This window comes from Pantoea sp. SJZ147 (assembly GCF_007828605.1).
Classification (GTDB): domain Bacteria; phylum Pseudomonadota; class Gammaproteobacteria; order Enterobacterales; family Enterobacteriaceae; genus Pantoea; species Pantoea allii.
On record NZ_VIVB01000009.1, the window covers coordinates 113,547 to 132,248 of the forward strand.

Sequence of the window (18,702 nt, forward strand, 5' to 3'; positions counted from 1 at the left end):
TGGAGCGATCATCATGAAGCAACGTCCTGACTGCATTCTTCACTGGCAAGCGCTGGAAGGCGAAGACAACGAACATTATTCCGATAGCGATGAGCTGATGTCCATTGGTACACCTCTGGCAAAACTGTCAGGGTTAACCCGGCTCGGCATCCATCATGAAAGGCTACGACCCGGACGACGCATGTCTTATCCTCATGCAGAGAGTGCAGAAGAAGAGTTTATCTACGTGCTGGAAGGCAATCCCCACGCCTGGATCAATGGCGAACTCTACCCGTTGTCACCGGGCGATGCAGTGGCTTTTCCGGCCGGCACCGGTATTTGCCACACCTTTATTAATAACAGTGACGCCGACGCGCGCTTTCTGGTGGTCGGCGAGGTCAGCAAGCCGGAGAATCGCATTACTTATCCGCTCAACCGCGACTACGAGGCAACGCGCAAAGACAGATGGCTTAACCCACCGCAGCAGCAGATGGGCACGCATCCCGGACTGCCGGATAAAAAATCCTAAGATTTCACAGCATCATCCAGCCAGGTCTGAAAACGGGCATAGGGCACATACAGCGCCACATCTTTATATAAGGTTTTACCACTATGGTTATCGTTGATGCGCTGACTGTAGCCGATAATCACGCCAGCCAGGGTGTCATCAGAGGCGTTATAAACTGCGCCGCCTGACATGCCCTTAACCACGCCTGCATTGGCAGCCACGACCACGCAGTTTGCTTTATTCCAGTCATTGGCTAACGTCGTGTTCACCAGGTTTTTGCCTGTTGAGCTCACGGGCATGGCGGAGATGAAGCTGTAGCCATAAAGATTCACTTTGTCGCCGATATGGCTGTTACGGAATGACGGGGGCAGGTTGGCTTCGCTGTTTTTGTGGTACACGACCGCAAGATCGCATTCCGGATGCCAGGCTTTCACACGGTAAAGCGAATATTTCGCCACGTGGGCCGCCGTAAGGCTGTAGTTCGGGGTTAACGGAATGGTGGTACCCAGTGTGCCCACACCCAGCACGGTTGGAATGCCGGTCACGGTCATATCAACGCGTTTCTCAGCTTCTCTGCTGTATTCATAATGACCGACTGAGCAGCCCGTAAGACTGATTACCATTAAAACGATAAGCCGTTGCATTTTCTCTCTCCGCGTCAGTAGGACTGCATTTCATCTGGCGATTCATAAGAGCTATATCGGCAACGCTAATACTTTATTGATAACTAAAATCGGTATTAGCAAAAAAACGGCTACTTCGCTGGCAACCTTTCTCAACGTCTGGTGCGTAAAGCAGAATTTCTTTCTCTAACAGTATGTTTAATAAGCGTAGTTGGAGTGCGTGTCAATTATTGCCATTTACGCAATAGATTGTTGTTGTTATGTGAGTATCAGATGACAGGCAGCTATGCTGTAATACACAGTGTGATGTAGATCATAAATTATAGCTCGTTCATAACATTGCGTGAGTCACCTGTCACGCAGCAATTATCATTTTTGGGAGAGTGTTATGCCTGTTGCATTGCTGGCATTGGCGCTGAGTGCGTTCGCCATCGGAACCACTGAGTTTGTGATCATGGGCCTGCTGCCGGAAGTCGCAAACGATTTGCGTGTGACCATTCCGTCAGCTGGTTGGTTAATTAGCGGTTATGCATTAGGCGTGGCAATCGGTGCGCCAGTCATGGCGCTGTTAACGGCGAAATTGCCGCGTAAGAAAACGCTAATCCTGTTGATGGTGATTTTTATCATCGGCAATCTGCTGTGTGCGCTGGCTTACAGTTATAACTTACTGATGCTGGCACGTGTGGTGACTGCGCTCTGTCACGGTGCCTTCTTTGGGATAGGGTCGGTGGTTGCGGCCAGTCTGGTTTCCGCCGATCGTCAGGCTTCTGCCGTCGCGTTGATGTTCACTGGTCTCACATTGGCAAACGTCTTAGGCGTGCCGCTGGGAACCTGGTTTGGTCAGCTGTTTGGCTGGCGCGCCACCTTCTGGGGCGTTTCGGCTATCGGCGTGCTGGCATTTATCGCGTTGATCACCAGTCTGCCGGGGAATAAAAACGAGAAGCCGGTCAATCTGGCAAGCGAAATCAGCGCGCTGGCAAATGGCAAACTGTGGCTGTCATTGCTGATGACGGTATGTTTCGCCGCTGCCATGTTTGCACTGTTCAGCTACATTGCACCGTTGCTGTTGCAGGTTACCGGCATTGGCGATCGTGGCGTGAGCTGGACGTTGTTCCTGATTGGTGCGGGCCTGACCGTGGGCAATATTCTGGGGGGCAAAATGGCCGACCGTAAAGTCTCCCTGAGCCTGATCGGCAGTTTTTCGCTAATTACGCTGTTTTCACTGCTGTTTAGCTGGACCAGCCATGCGCTGTGGCTGGCGGAAATCACGTTGTTCCTGTGGGCGATGGCAACCTTTGCAACGGTTCCCGGCCTGCAGATCAATGTTGTGCGCCACGGTAAAGAAGCCCCCAATCTGGTTTCAACCCTGAATATTTCCGCTTTTAACGTGGGCAATGCGCTGGGCGCGTGGGTCGGTGGCGCAGTGATCGCGCGCGGCTATGGACTGACGGCGGTGCCGGTTGCCGCTGCTGGCCTGGCGGCGATTGGGCTGATCGTTTGCCTGATCACCTTCCGCAAGTCAGGCGGTACGGCGGCCCGGGTGCATGCTTAAGCGAGTTTGCTCGCAATCTGCTCGGGAAAACGGGCCACCTGTTGCTGCAGATGGCTCACAAACGCCTCGACCAGGGCCGATGCTGGCCGATGTTGCGGCCTGACCAGGCTGATAGTAAAAGGCACGGCAACGCTAAAAGGGCGCATGACCACACCGCTGTCGGCATAATCTAATGCCGTCAGCGGATTCACCACCGAGATCCCTACACCGGCCTGCACCATGGCGCAGACGGACGCTGCACTGTGGGTTTCCATCACCATCCTGCGCGTCACGCCCTGTTCATGAAACAGCGCGTCGAGCAACTGACGATAGCTGTCCGTGCGTGACAGACTGACATAGTTCTCACCGGCAAAATCCTGCGGCGTCAGCACGCTGTGCTGTGCCAGTCGATGCTGCTGCGGCAACACGCACACTTCATCGCAGGTCAGTAGCGCCTGTCGAACGGTCCCGGCGGGGGCATGCTGCGTTTCCGTAAGCCCCAGATCATAACGCTGTGCCGACAGCCACTCTTCCAGTAGCGGCGATTCCTGCGGAATGATATTCAGACTGACATCGGGATAACGCTGCAAAAAAGTCTGACAGACAGGCGGCAGCAGTGACTGGGAAAAGACCGGCAGGCAGGCGATGGACAGTTCGCCCTGGCGAAACTGGCGCAATCCCTCTGCCGCATCGATGATGCGATCCAGCCCATACCACGAGCGCTGTACCTCTTCGAACAGACGTAATCCCTGTACCGTGGGTTGTAAGCGGCCGCGCACGCGTTCAAACAACTTTAGACTCAGCTGCCGTTCAAGGCGCGCCAGTTCACGGCTGACGGTGGGCTGCGAGGTTTGCAGCAGCGTTGCAGCCTGAGTGAGGTTCCCACTGGTCATAACGGCATGAAAAATCTCGATATGCCGCCAGTTGATGTTTGCCATGGGCTATTCCATATCATTTTTGCATAGATGCTATTAAAACAGATATTTTTCGGCATGGCACGATTCTGGCTTAATGGCTTTATTGCCACAGGAGAAAATTTCATGCCTCGTCCACTCAATACGACTGAATCTGCCCTCAACGTTGACCATTTATTGCCGCTAGCGCGCCAGTATAACGGTCCGTTCTGGGCTTATGATGCGCAGATTATTCAACAGCGCATTGCCCAACTGCACGCCTTCGACGTGGTGCGTTTCGCCCAAAAAGCCTGTTCTAACACGCACATTCTGCGCCTGATGCATGCTGCGGGAGTAAAAGTCGATTCAGTTTCCCTGGGCGAGATTGAGCGTGCGCTGGTGGCGGGCTTTAAGCCCAACAGCGATGAAATCGTCTTTACCGCTGATGTTCTGGATAACGCCACGTTGGCCAGGATAGCTGAACTCAAGGTGCCGGTGAATGCCGGCTCCGTCGACATGCTGCATCAACTGGGTGCCGTGTCTCCCGGACACGCGGTCTGGCTGCGTATCAATCCGGGTTTTGGTCACGGCCACAGCCAAAAAACCAATACCGGCGGCGAAAACAGTAAACACGGTATCTGGCCCAGCGATCTGCCTGCTGCCCAGGCCGCCATTGAACAATATGGACTGCGCCTCATCGGTATTCATATGCATATCGGTTCAGGCGTGGACTATGCGCACCTGCAGCAGGTCTGCGATGCGATGGTCGATCTGGTGGTGCAATTTGGTCAGGATATTGAGGCTATCTCTGCCGGCGGCGGTCTGTCTGTTCCCTATCACTATGGGGAAGACGCGATCGATACCGATCACTATTTTGGCCTGTGGGATGCCGCACGTCAGCGCGTAGCTGAACATCTGGGCCATGCCGTGAAGCTGGAAATCGAACCCGGCCGTTTCCTGGTCGCAGAGTCAGGTGTGCTGGTTTCGCAGGTTCGGGCGGTAAAAGAGATGGGCAGTCGTCACTTTGTGCTGGTGGATGCAGGCTTCAGTGATTTGATGCGCCCATCCATGTACGGCAGCTACCACCATATCTCTCTGATGGCAGGTGATAACCGGACTATCAACGAGCAAACGACGATCGATAGCGTGGTCGCGGGGCCTCTGTGCGAGTCAGGCGATGTCTTTACCCAGCTTGAAGGTGGCAAGGTGGAAACCCGGGCGATTCCAGCCGCTAAAGTCGGTGATTACCTGGTGTTTCATGATACCGGCGCTTACGGCGCGTCGATGTCTTCCAACTACAACAGCCGTCCGCTGATTCCTGAGATCCTGTTCGAAAACGGCGAGCCGCGGGAAATTCGTCGCGCGCAGCGCATTGAGGAACTGCTGGCGCTGGAATAAGCCTAATGCGCGCAGTCAGGCTGTCGGGAAAGGGAAAGACGATGGCCGATATACGCCAGCCGCGCAACAGCGGCTGGCAGTACATATCAAGGTGCAGGATAGGTATAACGGCGATGGATCGCTTCAAGCGCTTCCAGAACCTCATTGCTGAGGGTCAGGTTGGCGCTGTCGATATTGATCTGTAACTGGTCCAGCGTGGTCGCGCCCAGCAGGGTGCTGGAAACAAAGGGTTGCTGACGGACAAAAGCCAGTGCCATTTGTGAAGGATCAAGCTGATGCTGTTGAGCCAGCGCCACATATTCCGCCACCGCCAGTTGCGACTGCTCACCGCTGTAACGTGTAAAACGGCTAAACAGGGTATTGCGCGCGCCAGCAGGTTGCGCACCGTTAAGGTATTTTCCGCTCAGCGTACCAAAGGCCAGGCATGAATAGGCCAGCAGTTCCACGCCTTCATGTTGACTGATTTCCGCCAGGCCCACTTCAAAACTGCGATTCAGCAGGCTGTAGGGATTTTGAATAGAGACGATACGCGGTAGCTCGTGCTTTTCTGCCAGTTGCAGGTAACGCATTACGCCCCACGGCGTTTCATTCGATACGCCGATATAACGAATTTTGCCTGCCCGCACCTGCTCGGCCAGCGCTTCCAGCGTTTCTAACAAGGTGACAGGCACGCTGTTCTCACTGTATTGATAGCCGAGCTTGCCAAAGAAGTTGGTTTGGCGCTGCGGCCAGTGCAGCTGATACAGGTCAATGTAGTCGGTATTGAGGCGCTTCAGGCTGGCGTCCAGCGCTTCGCGAATATTTTTGCGATCCAGCGCCATGTTAGGGCGAATCGATGCATCGTTGCCGCGCGTCGGCCCGGCGACTTTACTGGCGAGAATAATTTTATCCCGGCTGCCGGTCTTTTTTAACCAGCTACCAATATACTTTTCGGTCAACCCCTGGGTTTCGGGACGCGGCGGTACCGGATACATCTCGGCGGTATCAATCAGGTTAATGCCCGAACTGACAGCTAAATCCAGTTGAGCGTGGGCGTCGGCTTCGCTGTTTTGCTCACCAAACGTCATGGTGCCCAATCCAAGCTGGCTGACTTCCAGCGTGCTATGGGGGATACGGTGATAATGCATTGCCGGCTTCCTTTTCTGTAGGGATAAGTATTCTGTCTTCAGGGACTATAGCGCGAGGCGTAGCGGGTAACAAAGGGGAACAACAAAGAGAAGTAGCCTGCCGACGAGGGGAGTGGCGACAGGCTGATACGTTTCGCATCTAGCGTTCAATAATGGTCGAGACTTCATCACTGTTAATCTGCACGGTATGACCCGACTGATCGGTGTACTGCACCAGCCCCGTTTCTTTATCAATACTCGGTTTGCCTTCGGTCATAATCATACGGCCATCTTTTGTTGCCATGACATAATTGGAACTACATCCCGCTAATGTCACCGCAGCAACGGCCAGTAATACAATTTTAATCAGCCCTTTCATTATGCTTATCCTCACGAATCGTCCATAGCAAAAAGTGTAGTAATAAATCCTTTTACCGATTGGGTTAATCGTATCAATCTGAAAATAACGGGGCGGCGCGGGGCCGCCCTTGACAACGCTAGCTCACTTTTTTCTTACTGCGCATAAGGTTAAGGCACTCAACGGCCATTGAGAAGAACATGGCAAAATAAATGTAACCTTTTGGTACATGCACGGCGAAACTTTCCAGAATCAGGGTGAAACCCACCAAAATCAGGAAAGAAAGTGCCAGCATTTTTACCGACGGATGGCGATCAACGAACTCGCCAATAGTGCGGGCAGCAAACATCATCATGAGCACGGCAATGACGACCGCCGCCATCATAATAAACAGATGGTCAGAGAGGCCCACGGCCGTAATCACCGAGTCGAGACTAAAAATGATGTCGAGCAACATGATTTGGACAATCGCCCCAAAGAACGAGTTAACGTTGCTCTTGTGCTCGGTTTCCTCGCCTTCAATGGTTTCATGAATCTCCATGCTGGATTTCCACAGCAAAAATAATCCCCCAAACAGGAGGATCAGATCGCGTGCTGAAAAAGCATGATCCACCAGCGTGAAAAGCGGGTTGGTAAGTTTAGCGACCCAGGCAATGGAGGCCAGTAAACCCAGCCGCATGAGCATGGCACCCATCAAACCGATACGACGTGCGCGGGCTTGCTGGTGTTTGGGAAGTTTCGCCACCACTAGCGACAGAAAGATAATGTTATCAATGCCCAGCACCACTTCCAGAATGGTCAGGGTACCCAGCGCCAGCCAGGCGTTGGGATCGTAAATCCAATCGAACATACCTGCACTCATATCCTAAACGAAAATTAAACAAAGATTATACGCACCAAATTTGTCTAACTCACCTTTAAATACAGTATCGGACATGAGAACGCCGTCGTCAGACCAGGAAATGGCGTGCCAATAGGGGGCCGGTAAAACTTTTCTTGAGATAAAAACCACGTGGCAGCGTCATGATCGGCTGTCCGCGATCGCCAATCCCTTCGGTTAACGCTTTGCTGTTGGCCGCTTTCGGGCGAATTTGCAGCCAGGCACCATGACGGGCGGTAATACGTTCCACCTTGCCCAGTACGATCATATCCATTAACTCTTCCCAGTCCTGACGCAGCATTTCATCTTCCTGCGCGTCAGGGCTCCACAGCAGCGGCGCGCCAACCCGGCGTTCAGCTAAGGGGATTTCACGCTCGCCCTCTACCGGGACCCACAGGACGCGTGCCAGCTTATGGCGAACATGGCTGTTTTGCCACGTCACACCGCTGTTACCGGTGAGTGGCGCGACGCACACAAACGTGGTTTCCAGCGGCTTGCCATAGCGATCGACAGGGATCGTTTTTAGTTCTATCCCCAGATGGGCAAAATCCTGTTCTGCTTTACTGCCCGCGCTGGCACCTAAGTGTAATTCCAGCAGCATACCTACCCAGCCTTTGTCCCGTTTAAGGTTGGCAGGCATCGGAATGCCCGCCTGTTCAGCCAGGGTTTGCAGCGTTAAACCCGCCAGCGTCTGCGCGCGTGACAGCAACGTTGCCTCATCTTCAGGTGGCCCGGGAAGGAATGTCATGTGAATAACTCATAATGATTAATAATTAAGCAGCCTGCAGCAACCTAAGGTTTTCCACAGGAAAGAACGCGGTATAACTCACATAATAACATGAAACATAGTACTTTTTTTTGAAGTGAAATTTGCCTGCTCTCACTAATGTAGCAGGTTATCCCAACTTGCTATCAACAATGAACAGGATCTCAGGCCCAGTTATCCACAGAAAAATGGGATAACCCTGGCTGTAACGGCCTACTGGTTCCATTTACAGCCTTGACTTTGCCAGTTTTTGACAAGAATTGGCCGTTTTGATGCAAGCTTAAGCCGATTGCTGTGGATAAAAAGCGTTGTGGTGGATCTTTAGCCAATTGTCAGCGTGAAGGATTTGTCCGGTGGATTTTCAGTGGGTAAAAAGCGGGTTCTGCAAAAAAATTATCTTACATTTCAATTGAAAAAGACAATCTGGTTTTAAGCCTCCTCCGAAGTATCCTGAGATGTTATTCAGTTAACTCCCGCGTTCTGCACAAAGCTATCCACAGAAAACGTGAATAAGATCGCTCTTTTTAGTGTCCTTTGTTTATAACTTCGCATTAGTCTGTGAGTTATCCCAGTATTACGCCTGTAACCGCCCGCAAATCCAGTGGTTTACCGCCTGTAAGGAGTGTGAAACAATCAGACCATTCAATTTTAGCTTTTGAGGTAGTCCGGTGATCGATGATGATGGCTACCGCCCGAATGTTGGTATCGTAATTTGTAACAGGCAGGGGCAAGTGTTATGGGCCAGGCGCTTTGGACAGCACTCCTGGCAATTTCCTCAGGGAGGCATCAATCCCGGTGAAACCGCAGAACAGGCAATGTATCGCGAACTGTTCGAAGAAGTCGGGTTACACCGCAAAGATGTTCGAATACTTGCTTCTACCCGTAACTGGCTACGCTACAAGTTGCCAAAACGTTTGGTGCGTTGGGACACAAAACCGGTTTGTATTGGTCAGAAACAAAAGTGGTTTCTTCTGCAGTTGATGTGTAATGACGCAGATATTAATGTGCAACACAGCAGCACGCCGGAATTCGACGGCTGGCGGTGGGTAAGTTTTTGGTATCCGGTACGTCAGGTTGTTTCTTTTAAGCGCGATGTTTATCGTCGGGTTATGAAAGAATTTGCTGGCGTTGTCATGTCCATGCAGGAGAGTGCGGTGCAGCGAAATCATCCTGCCCATCGACGTAAAAGAGGATAGGCCACGCCCTTTATGCTCACTCAGTTGCGAGAAATTGTTGAAAAGGTGGCGAGTGCGCCACGTCTGAATGAAGCACTCGACATTCTGGTTAATGAGATCTGCCTGGCGATGGAAACGGAAGTTTGTTCCGTCTACCTCGCCGATCACGAACGTCGCTGTTATTACCTGATGGCCACACGCGGCCTGAAAAAACCGCGTGGCTTAACGGTCAAGCTGGCGTTTGATGAAGGTATTGTGGGCCTGGTGGGGCGACTTGCCGAGCCGATTAACCTTGCCGATGCGCAGAGCCATCCCAGCTATAAGTACATCCCTTCTGTAAAGGAAGAGCGCTATCGCTCTTTCCTTGGCGTGCCTATTATCAGCCGCCGTCAGCTCATGGGCGTGTTGGTGGTTCAGCAGCGTGAACATCGACAGTTTGATGAAAGCGAGGAGTCGTTTCTCGTTACCTTAGCCACGCAGCTGGCAGCGCTACTGTCTCAATCGCAGTTGAGTCAGTTGTTCGGTCAGTATCGTCTGGCGCGCATTCGGGCCATTGCTGCCGCGCCAGGTGTCGCTGTCGCTCCGGGATGGGTGGATGAAACCCAGCCGCTGCTTGATCAGGTTTCTGCCGCCTCGACGCTGGATCAGCAACGTGAACGCGAACGTTTATCGCTGGCGATGAGTGAAGCCGCCAATGAATTTCGTCGCTTCAGCAAACGCTTTACCGCCAGCGCGCAGAAAGAGAGCGCGGCGATCTTCGACCTCTACTCACACCTGTTAACTGACGCACGGTTGAAAAAAGATCTCTTTGCAGAGATCGAACGCGGATCGGTCGCCGAGTGGGCGGTCAAAACCGTGATTGAAAAATTTGCCGCCCAGTTTGCCAGCCTGACGGACAGCTACCTGAAAGAGCGCGCAGGCGATCTGCGGGTGCTGGGGCAGCGCTTGCTGTTTCACCTCGATGATTCTCTGGTGGGCGTCAATGCCTGGCCTGAGCGTTTCGTCCTGGTGGCGGATGAACTGACGGCGACAACGCTGGCGGAAATTCCCCACGAGCGGCTGGCGGGGATTGTGGTCCGCGACGGCGCGGCAAACTCCCACGCGGCTATTTTAACCCGCGCGATGGGGATTCCGACCGTCATGGGCGCGGACATTCAGCCCAGTCAGTTAAACAAACGTCTGCTGATTGTCGATGGCTATCGCGGCGAACTGCTGATCGATCCTGAACCGGTGCTGGTGCAGGAGTACCAACGGTTAATCAGTGAAGAAAATGCCCTCAGTAAAATGGCTGAAGGCGGCGTGGACAGGCCTGGCGAACTGAGAAGCGGTCAGCGCGTGCAGGTCATGCTTAATGCGGGGTTAAGCCCGGAGCATGAGCAGACGCTGGGCAGTTGGGTTGACGGTATTGGCCTTTATCGCACTGAAATTCCCTTTATGCTGCAGAGCGGCTTCCCGTCCGAAGAAGAGCAGGTTGCTCAGTATCAGGGCATGTTACAACTGTTCCATGAAAAACCGGTTACGCTGCGCACGCTGGATATCGGGGCAGACAAACAGTTGCCGTACATGCCGATTAGTGAAGAGAACCCTTGCCTGGGCTGGCGGGGCATTCGTCTCACGCTCGACCAACCCGAGATTTTTATGGTGCAGGTGCGCGCCATGCTGCGTGCTAACGCCGCGTCAGGCAATCTGAGCATTTTACTGCCGATGATTAGCCATATCGATGAGATCGACGAGGCCAAACGCCTTATTCAACGCGCCGGAACGGAAGTGGAAGAGATGCTCGGCTATACGATTCCGAAGCCGCGCATCGGGATTATGATTGAAGTGCCTTCCATGGTGTTTATGATCCCGCATCTGGCCTCACGCGTCGATTTTGTGTCTGTCGGGACCAATGACCTGACCCAGTATTTACTGGCGGTGGATCGCAACAATACGCGCGTGGCGAATCTGTATGATTCACTGCATCCGGCGATGCTGCGCGCGCTGCAGGCCATTTCCATTGAAGCCCATTTGGCGAATCTGGAATTATGCTTGTGTGGTGAAATGGCGGGCGATCCGATGTGTGTGGCGCTCTTGATAGGGATGGGATATCACCATCTCAGCATGAACGGCAAGAATGTCTCGCGCGTAAAATATCTGCTGCGCCATCTGGATTATGAAGAAGTGCAGAAACTCAGTACCCAGGCGCTCAAAGCTTACTCGGCGTCAGATGTGCGTCAGCTGGTGTCGGCGTTTATGGAAGAGCGCGGTCTGGGCGGCCTGATTCGGGGTGGGCGTTAACCCAGGTTACATTTCTGCGGCTACTCAGAACACTGGCTGTGCTATCATGCCCAGCCCTAATTTATGTGCATCACGTCCCCTTTTCAGGGCTGAAAATATACGGTGAATGATGAATAACGGCTATATCGCATTTCCGCAGTTCGATCCGGTAATCTTCTCGATCGGACCGCTTTCGCTTCACTGGTACGGATTGATGTATCTGGTGGGTTTTGTTTTCGCCATGTGGCTGGCGGTGCGTCGGGCGAACAAGGCGGGCAGCGGCTGGAAAAAAGAGGAAGTAGAAAACCTGCTTTACGCCGGTTTCCTGGGCGTTTTCCTGGGTGGACGTATTGGTTACGTGCTGTTTTATAACCTGCCCCTGTTTCTCGATAACCCACTGTACCTGTTCAAAGTCTGGGATGGCGGTATGTCATTCCACGGTGGACTGATTGGTGTGATTCTGGTGATGCTGATCTTCGCTCGCCGTACCAAACGACATTTCTTCCAGGTTTCAGACTTTATTGCGCCTCTGATTCCGTTTGGCCTGGGTGCCGGTCGCCTTGGTAATTTCATCAATGGTGAGTTGTGGGGCCGTGTCGATCCCAACTTCCGTTTTGCCATGCTGTTCCCGGGTTCGCGCAGCGAAGATATCGCGCTGGCAGCCAACAACCCACAATATCAGGCATTACTGAACACTTATGGCGTACTGCCACGTCATCCTTCACAGCTCTATGAGCTGTTTCTTGAAGGCATCGTGCTGTTCATTATCCTGAACCTGTTTATTCGTAAACCACGCCCGATGGGCAGCGTTTCTGGCCTGTTCCTGATCGGCTACGGCACATTCCGCATTATTGTTGAATTCTTCCGCCAGCCCGACGCACAGCTTGGTTTGCTCACCGGTGGACTCAGCATGGGACAACTGCTGTCTCTGCCCATGATCATTGCCGGTGTGATTATGATGATTTGGGCGTACCGTCGCCGCCCGCAGCAACAACTTCACGAGGAAAAATGAAACAGTATCTGGACTTAATGCGCTACGTGCTGAACGAAGGCACACCAAAATCTGACCGTACCGGTACAGGCACGCTTTCAATTTTTGGTCACCAGATGCGTTTTAATCTGCAGGATGGTTTTCCGCTGGTCACCACCAAGAAGTGCCATCTGCGCTCCATCATTCATGAACTGCTCTGGTTTCTGCAAGGCGATACCAACATTGGTTACCTCAAAGAAAACAAGGTTTCAATTTGGGATGAGTGGGCGGATGAACAGGGTAATCTGGGGCCGGTTTACGGCAAGCAGTGGCGTAGTTGGGGCACGGCAAGCGGCCAGGAGATTGATCAAATCACCAAGGTGATTGAACAACTGAAACGCGATCCGGATTCCCGCCGCATTATTGTGTCCGCCTGGAACGTCGGTGAGCTGGACGAGATGGCGCTGGCACCTTGTCATGCATTTTTCCAGTTCTATGTTGCCGACGGCAAACTGTCCTGCCAGCTTTACCAGCGCTCTTGCGACATCTTCCTCGGCCTGCCGTTTAATATCGCGAGTTATGCGCTGCTGGTGCATATGGTGGCGCAGCAGTGCGATCTGGAAGTGGGCGATTTCGTCTGGACCGGGGGCGATACGCACCTGTACAGCAATCACCTTGAGCAGGCTCGCCTGCAGCTAACGCGTGAGCCGCGGCCCCTGCCTAAGCTTATTATCAAGCGCAAGCCAGCGTCGCTGTTCGATTATCACTTCGACGATTTCGAGATTGAAGGCTACGATCCGCATCCAGCGATTAAAGCGCCGGTTGCCGTTTAAATCTCACCCCATAAAAAACCCCGGTATGGCGCTGTATACCGGGGTTTTTTATTGTTTGTCTGGCGTAACATTGCGGCGTTGATCGCAAACTTTTGTTTAAACACAACAACCAGATAAACGCCTCTGCAGCGCCGCTTCCCGTTCTCAGTTTTTCACTTTGCCAGACCGCCCGCCACACCGCACTCTAGTGCCATGAAAAAACAAACGTCAAAAGGTTTCACGCTGGCAGAGCTGCTGTTCGTCATGGTGATTGTCGGTATTCTCAGTGCATTTGCCACTCAGGGCTGGCAACGCTGGCAGCAGCGTCAACAGCTACGGGACAGCGCCCGGCAACTGCAGAACTTCCTGCTCAGCGTGCGGGCGCAGGCCAACTGGCAAAACCGCGACTTTATTCTGTGGGCGCGCACGACCCAGCCCTGGTGCGTTGGTGTAGCCGAACCACCGGTCAACGGCTGTGAGGCCGCCAGGCGTCTGCATTTTATTGCGCCGCACGCGGATGTCGCCTTGCAGCCGTTGCGCGGTGAACCCGGTTTTTACGGACGCCGCAACGTTGCCAAAGCCGGTAGCATTGAGCTGGTGAATGCGGCAGGACGAATGCGGCTGATTATCTCTTCACGGGCACGGATTCGCCTGTGTCTGGCAGATGAAGTGGGATGTGAATGAAAATGGCCGGATTTAGCCTGCTGGAAATGCTGATTGCGATGTCCATCAGTGCGGTACTGATGGTCGGGGCGGGGCGCTTTATGCCGCTGCTGCTGGGTGAAAATCTCAGGCTGCAACAGCGGGTGCAGTTGCGCCTGGAACTGCAGCAAATACTGTCTACCCTGGAAAAAGCCGTGCGCAGGGCGGGATATTGCCAGGGCGAATGTGGCAGCGGGGGAGTGACGGTAGCGGAGAGCTGTCTGCTTATCCGCGTTGATGAAAACAGCAACGGTCACTGGGAAGGGAGCAGCCACAGCGAAAGCGACTATTACGGCTATCGTCTGCGGCAAAAACAGCTGGAGATGCAGCGCGGTGTGGATAACTGTAATGGCGGTGGATGGGAGCGCTTGTCCGATCCCGCTTTTCTCTCCGTGGAAGCCTTTGATGTGCAGCGGGAAGGCCGCCTGATCAACATTTTGCTGCAGGGCCGGGCTGGTCAACAGGACGAAACGGTAGCACGCTGGGTCGAGGGCATGAATTTGTGAAGGCGCAGGGCAACAGTGCGCTGGGCATGGTGTTGATCATTATGCTGACAGGGAGCCTGACGCTGCATGCCAGCCGTGAGATGCTGGCGCAGGGGATGAGCGGAGTGGCCGATGAACAGCGTTTCATTCAGGGATTCTGGCAGGCGCAGTCGGCGCTGCAGTGGGGGCTGACATTACAGTGGCCGGAACAACAGACGTTGACCTGCCAGCAGGAGAAACAGTATGGCTGGCAGAGCTGCCTGCAGAGAACCGCAGATGATAAGGGATTGCTTAAAGGTGAAGACCGCAACAGTGAGATGGCCTCATGGCACTGGGTCAGGGTGCAGGGCAGCCGTCTTCATCCCTTGCCGCAAGGCTGGATTGACTACTGCCCGCTGGCCGCAGCGGAAGACTGCTTCTGATGCGGGAGGATTCAGCCTGCCGGAAGCCCTGTTTGCTCTGCTCCTGATGGCCGTCAGCACCAGCGCTCTGCTGCAGTATCACCGGGTGCTGACGCTGGGATTCAGTCAGCAGTGGCAACAACGCGAAGCCTGGCGCGTGGCAGAGCAACGGCTGCTCGGCCGCGAGGTGCCGGGCTGGCAATCCCGGTCAGAGAAAACCCAGGGGCCGGCGGGCTGTGTGCAGGAAAAAGCCGAGGTAAGCGGGCCGCATCAACGTCACGCCAGCCTGATGCGTGTAACCTGTTAACCGCCAGGGGGCGCTATCGCCCACCGCCTTTTGTTAGGCTTCAAATGCGATACGCGGTAGAGTGAATACCCTCTGACGTCGCTATGCCGTTTTGATTTTCCACAGGAGTTTTCATGTTTCACGTTTATCACTCTAATCAGCTTGATCTGCTCAAAAGCCTGGCAGCCAGAGTGATTAAACTGGACCCACTTGACGATCCCTTCGCCTCAGAAATGGTTCTGGTGCAGAGTCCGGGCATGGCGCAATGGTTACAGATGGAACTGGCACAAACCTTTGGTATTGCGGCGAATATCGAATTCCCGCTACCGGCCAGCTTTATCTGGGAAATGTTTGTTCGTGTCCTGCCGGACATTCCGGTCGAAAGCGCCTTCAGTAAAGCCAGCATGAGCTGGAAGCTGATGCACCGTTTGCCCTCACTGCTGCGTCAGGATGAGTTTGCCTCGCTGCGTCATTACCTGAGCGACGATGGCGACAAGCGCAAGCTGTTTCAGCTCAGCGCCCGTATCGCTGACCTGTTTGACCAGTATCTGGTTTATCGCGCCGACTGGCTGAACAGTTGGGAACGTGGCCAAAACATTGACGGCCTGGGCGATGCCCAGATCTGGCAGGCGGCGCTGTGGCGTGACTTAGTGAATTACACCGAGGAACTGGGCCAGCCTAAATGGCACCGTGCCAACCTCTATGCGCGCTTTATTCATACGCTGGAGCAGGCGCAGACCGCCCCGGCTAACCTGCCCGAGCGGGTTTTTATTTGTGGTATTTCAGCGCTTCCGCCGGTCTATCTGCAGGCGTTGCAGGCGCTGGGCCGCCACATTGATATTTATCTGCTGTTCACGAATCCCTGCCGCGATTACTGGGGCGACATTCAGGATTATGCTTTTCTGGCGAAGTTACAAAGTCGCCAGCGTCGCCGCCACGATCGGGACGAATACCGTGGATTGTTTAGTGACGCGGCGCGCGCGCCTGCGCTGTTCAGTGAGCAGGGCGAGCAGCAACTGACAAACCCGCTCCTGGCCTCCTGGGGCAAGCTGGGGCGCGATAATCTTTATCTGCTCAGCCAGATGGATCTCAACAGCGAAATTGACGCCTTTGTCGATGTTGAAGAAGACAACCTGCTACACAGCATGCAGCACGATCTTCTCAACCTGCAGGACAACGCGGTGATTGGCCTGACGGCGGATGAACTGGCCTACAGCGGACAAAAGCGTCAACTGGACCCCGAGGATCGCTCGATCGCCATACAGGTCTGCCACAGCGCGCAACGCGAAGTGGAAGTGCTGCAGGATCATTTACTGGCGCTGATGGAGGCCAGTCCAGGGTTAAAAGCGCGCGATATTATCGTCATGGTGGCAGACATTGACGCTTATGCGCCCTTTATTCAGGCCGTGTTTGCCAATGCGCCGACCGAACGCTATCTGCCCTTTGCCATCTCTGACCGTCGGGCCAGCCAGGCGCATCCGGCGATTGTCGCTTTTTTGCAGTTACTGGCGCTGCCCGACAGCCGTTTTGTCTCAGAGGATGTGCTGGCGCTGCTGGACGTACCCGCCTTAGCGAATCACTTCTCTATTGATGAGAGCGGACTGCGTTTACTGCGGCGCTGGGTAAGTGAGTCCGGCGTGCGCTGGGGGCTGGATGATGCCAGCGTTGAGGCATTGTCCTTGCCAGTTACCGGTCAGCACACCTGGCGCTTTGGCCTGCAACGCATGCTGCTTGGCTATGCGATGGAAAGTCAGCATGGCGACTGGCAGGGCATTTTACCTTACGATGAGTCGAGCGGGCTGGTGGCCGAACTGGCGGGCCATCTGGCCGAACTGTTGTCACGGCTTAATCACTGGCGTCAGGTCTTGTCCGAACCGCGCCCGCTGGAAGCCTGGCTGCCTTTATGCCGCGAGCTGCTCAATGCGTTCTTTACGGCCGATACGGAAACTGAAGCCGCATTACTGCTGGTGGAAGAGCAGTGGAAGGCGCTGATTGAATATGGCATGGACGCACGTTTCGATGAGCCGATCCCGGTGGTATTGCTGCGTGACGATCTGCGCGGTCGGCTGGACCAGCAGCGCATCAGCCAACGCTTTCTTGCCGGGCAAATCAACTTTTGTACCCTGATGCCGATGCGCTCCATTCCATTCCGTGTCGTATGCTTACTGGGCATGAATGACGGCGTTTATCCGCGCACCTTAGCGCCGCTGGGATTTGACCTGATGCAGCAGCAGTCGCGCAAAGGCGACCGCAGCCGACGTGATGATGACCGCTACCTGTTTCTGGAGGCCCTGATTTCGGCACAGCAACAGCTCTATATCAGCTATATCGGACGCGCAATCCAGGACAACACCGAACGCTATCCCTCAGTACTGGTCACTGAATTACTGGAGTATATCGGGCAAAGTTTTTACCTGCCCGGGGATGAGGATCTGGATCTGGACGAGAGCGCACTGCGGGTCAGGGCGCATCTGGAACATTTACACAGCCGCATGCCGTTTGCGCCGGAAAACTTCCAGCCCGCGTCGACGGCACGCAGCTTTGCCCGCGAGTGGCTCCCGGCTGCGCAAGGCACAGGCCAGCCGCAACCTGATTTTGTCCAGCCCCTGCTCACTCCGCCCGTAGAGACACTCGCCCTGGAGCAGTTCCTGCGATTCTGGCGTCATCCGGTTCGGGCCTGGTTTCAGCAACGTCTGGGCGTCAGTTTCTGGCTTGAGGAAAATGAACTGCCCGATAGCGAGCCTTTTGCCCTGGACAGCCTGGAGCGTTACCAGATTAATGCCCAGTTACTGAATGCATTGGTGACGGGCGATGACACCGATCGTCTTTATGCACATCATCGCGCCGCAGGAAACTTACCTTACGGTGCCTTTGGCGAGCTGTTCTGGCAGGCTCAGCGCGAAGAGATGCAGGAGGTGGCGGCGGAAGTGAGCAGTCAACGCAGCGAAGGTGAAAGCTGGGAGATCAATCTGGATCTGGACGGCGTCAGGTTATCCGGTTGGCTGACCCAGGTGCAGAGCGATGGTCTGTTGCGCTGGCGTCCGGGCGTGCTGAATATCAATGATGGTTTATTACTGTGGCTAGAGCATTTAGTTTATTGTGCACTGGGCGGTAACGGCAGAAGCCGGATGTTTGGCCGACAGCACAGTTACTGGTGCTTCCACGCCGTTACGCCGGATGACGCCATCGCCACGTTAGCGCGCTACATGCAAGGCTATCTGCAGGGAATGCGGGAACCCTTAATGCTGCTGACCAAAAGCGGCGGTGCCTGGCTCAACGCCTGTTTCGATAAAAAAAGCCAACAGTTCCTGACGGATGAGGCGACTCAGCTCAAAGCCCGTAATAGTTTACTGGCGGCCTGGGTGGGCGGTTATCAGCAGGAGGGCGAGGGGAGCGATCCCTATTTGCAGCGGTTGTGCAGGGCACTGGACGCGTCTCATGTACAGCGCATAACCGAGGCCGCGGAGCACTGGTACTTGCCGGTACTGCAGGCCCATCAGGACGATCGGTAAGTCACACCTTTACAGGTGATGAGAACACCAAAAACGTTTGTTGTATTTTCAGCCGTCG

18 protein-coding genes are annotated in these 18,702 nt (G+C 54.3%); 12 read left to right on the plus strand and 6 right to left on the minus strand.

The genetic code is table 11. From position 1 onward, the window contains the following. The first annotated feature begins 13 nt into the window (after nucleotides 1–13). Nucleotides 14–508, plus strand: a complete 495-nt coding sequence (locus tag FBY13_RS14375; RefSeq protein WP_145394491.1) for a cupin domain-containing protein — start codon at nucleotides 14–16, stop codon at nucleotides 506–508. Here FBY13_RS14375 and FBY13_RS14380 read toward each other — a convergent pair. Beyond that, a complete protein-coding gene (locus tag FBY13_RS14380) occupies nucleotides 505–1,131 on the minus strand; it encodes a serine protease (RefSeq protein WP_145394492.1) in 627 nt (208 codons plus the stop codon). The genes FBY13_RS14375 and FBY13_RS14380 overlap by 4 nt on opposite strands. 367 nt (nucleotides 1,132–1,498) lie before the next feature. Here FBY13_RS14380 and FBY13_RS14385 point away from each other — a divergent pair, with 367 nt between their 5' ends. Then, nucleotides 1,499–2,662 carry an MFS transporter gene (locus FBY13_RS14385; protein ID WP_063880796.1) on the plus strand — a complete coding sequence of 388 codons (1,164 nt, stop codon included), beginning with the start codon at nucleotides 1,499–1,501 and terminating at the stop codon, nucleotides 2,660–2,662. Here FBY13_RS14385 and FBY13_RS14390 read toward each other — a convergent pair. Further along, nucleotides 2,659–3,579, minus strand: coding sequence for a LysR family transcriptional regulator (locus FBY13_RS14390; RefSeq protein WP_063880795.1), 921 nt, complete (start codon nucleotides 3,577–3,579; stop codon nucleotides 2,659–2,661). The two genes, FBY13_RS14385 and FBY13_RS14390, sit on opposite strands and share 4 nt — an antisense overlap. A gap of 102 nt (nucleotides 3,580–3,681) precedes the next feature. On the opposite strand from FBY13_RS14390, the gene lysA reads away from it, so the two are divergent. Beyond that, on the plus strand, nucleotides 3,682–4,932 hold the full coding sequence (lysA, locus tag FBY13_RS14395; RefSeq protein ID WP_145394493.1) for a diaminopimelate decarboxylase: 1,251 nt from the start codon (nucleotides 3,682–3,684) through the stop codon (nucleotides 4,930–4,932). 86 nt (nucleotides 4,933–5,018) lie between these two features. Here the strand turns inward: lysA and FBY13_RS14400 are convergent, their stop codons facing one another. The 4 genes from FBY13_RS14400 to mutH all read right to left on the minus strand — a co-directional run bounded on the left by FBY13_RS14400 (nucleotide 5,019) and on the right by mutH (nucleotide 8,024). After that, nucleotides 5,019–6,059, minus strand: a complete 1,041-nt coding sequence (locus FBY13_RS14400; RefSeq protein ID WP_063880793.1) for an NADP(H)-dependent aldo-keto reductase — start codon at nucleotides 6,057–6,059, stop codon at nucleotides 5,019–5,021. A 139-nt stretch (nucleotides 6,060–6,198) separates the two neighbouring features. After that, nucleotides 6,199–6,417 (minus strand): YgdI/YgdR family lipoprotein, encoded by a 219-nt coding sequence (locus tag FBY13_RS14405; RefSeq protein WP_063880792.1) that lies wholly within the window; start codon nucleotides 6,415–6,417, stop codon nucleotides 6,199–6,201. Between the two features lie 118 nt (nucleotides 6,418–6,535). Further along, nucleotides 6,536–7,246: a TerC family protein gene (locus FBY13_RS14410; RefSeq protein WP_145394494.1), complete on the minus strand. Its 711-nt coding sequence runs from the start codon at nucleotides 7,244–7,246 to the stop codon at nucleotides 6,536–6,538. A 100-nt stretch (nucleotides 7,247–7,346) separates the two neighbouring features. Then, nucleotides 7,347–8,024: a DNA mismatch repair endonuclease MutH gene (mutH, locus tag FBY13_RS14415; RefSeq protein WP_096011765.1), complete on the minus strand. Its 678-nt coding sequence runs from the start codon at nucleotides 8,022–8,024 to the stop codon at nucleotides 7,347–7,349. 686 nt (nucleotides 8,025–8,710) lie between these two features. Between mutH and rppH the strand changes: the two genes are divergently transcribed. From rppH to recC, 9 genes are all read left to right on the plus strand, one after another. Beyond that, nucleotides 8,711–9,238, plus strand: a complete 528-nt coding sequence (gene rppH / locus FBY13_RS14420) for an RNA pyrophosphohydrolase (RefSeq protein ID WP_013026988.1) — start codon at nucleotides 8,711–8,713, stop codon at nucleotides 9,236–9,238. A 12-nt stretch (nucleotides 9,239–9,250) separates the two neighbouring features. Next, entirely contained in the window at nucleotides 9,251–11,497 is a 2,247-nt protein-coding gene (gene ptsP / locus FBY13_RS14425; protein WP_096011764.1) for a phosphoenolpyruvate--protein phosphotransferase, read from the plus strand. A 109-nt stretch (nucleotides 11,498–11,606) separates the two neighbouring features. After that, entirely contained in the window at nucleotides 11,607–12,488 is an 882-nt protein-coding gene (gene lgt / locus FBY13_RS14430; protein ID WP_145394529.1) for a prolipoprotein diacylglyceryl transferase, read from the plus strand. Continuing rightward, nucleotides 12,485–13,279 carry a thymidylate synthase gene (gene thyA / locus FBY13_RS14435; protein WP_063880788.1) on the plus strand — a complete coding sequence of 265 codons (795 nt, stop codon included), beginning with the start codon at nucleotides 12,485–12,487 and terminating at the stop codon, nucleotides 13,277–13,279. The genes lgt and thyA overlap by 4 nt, the downstream gene beginning before the upstream one ends. 192 nt (nucleotides 13,280–13,471) lie before the next feature. Next, nucleotides 13,472–13,942 carry a prepilin peptidase-dependent protein gene (locus FBY13_RS14440; RefSeq protein WP_096011763.1) on the plus strand — a complete coding sequence of 157 codons (471 nt, stop codon included), beginning with the start codon at nucleotides 13,472–13,474 and terminating at the stop codon, nucleotides 13,940–13,942. Beyond that, entirely contained in the window at nucleotides 13,939–14,466 is a 528-nt protein-coding gene (locus FBY13_RS14445) for a prepilin peptidase-dependent protein (protein WP_145394495.1), read from the plus strand. Before FBY13_RS14440 ends, FBY13_RS14445 begins: the two co-directional genes overlap by 4 nt. After that, a complete protein-coding gene (locus tag FBY13_RS14450; RefSeq protein ID WP_109717011.1) occupies nucleotides 14,463–14,867 on the plus strand; it encodes a DUF2509 family protein in 405 nt (134 codons plus the stop codon). Before FBY13_RS14445 ends, FBY13_RS14450 begins: the two co-directional genes overlap by 4 nt. Further along, nucleotides 14,827–15,153 carry a prepilin-type N-terminal cleavage/methylation domain-containing protein gene (locus FBY13_RS14455; protein WP_241568293.1) on the plus strand — a complete coding sequence of 109 codons (327 nt, stop codon included), beginning with the start codon at nucleotides 14,827–14,829 and terminating at the stop codon, nucleotides 15,151–15,153. The genes FBY13_RS14450 and FBY13_RS14455 overlap by 41 nt, the downstream gene beginning before the upstream one ends. Before the next feature lie 113 nt (nucleotides 15,154–15,266). Then, a complete protein-coding gene (gene recC / locus FBY13_RS14460; protein WP_145394496.1) occupies nucleotides 15,267–18,644 on the plus strand; it encodes an exodeoxyribonuclease V subunit gamma in 3,378 nt (1,125 codons plus the stop codon). Nucleotides 18,645–18,702 lie beyond the last annotated feature (58 nt).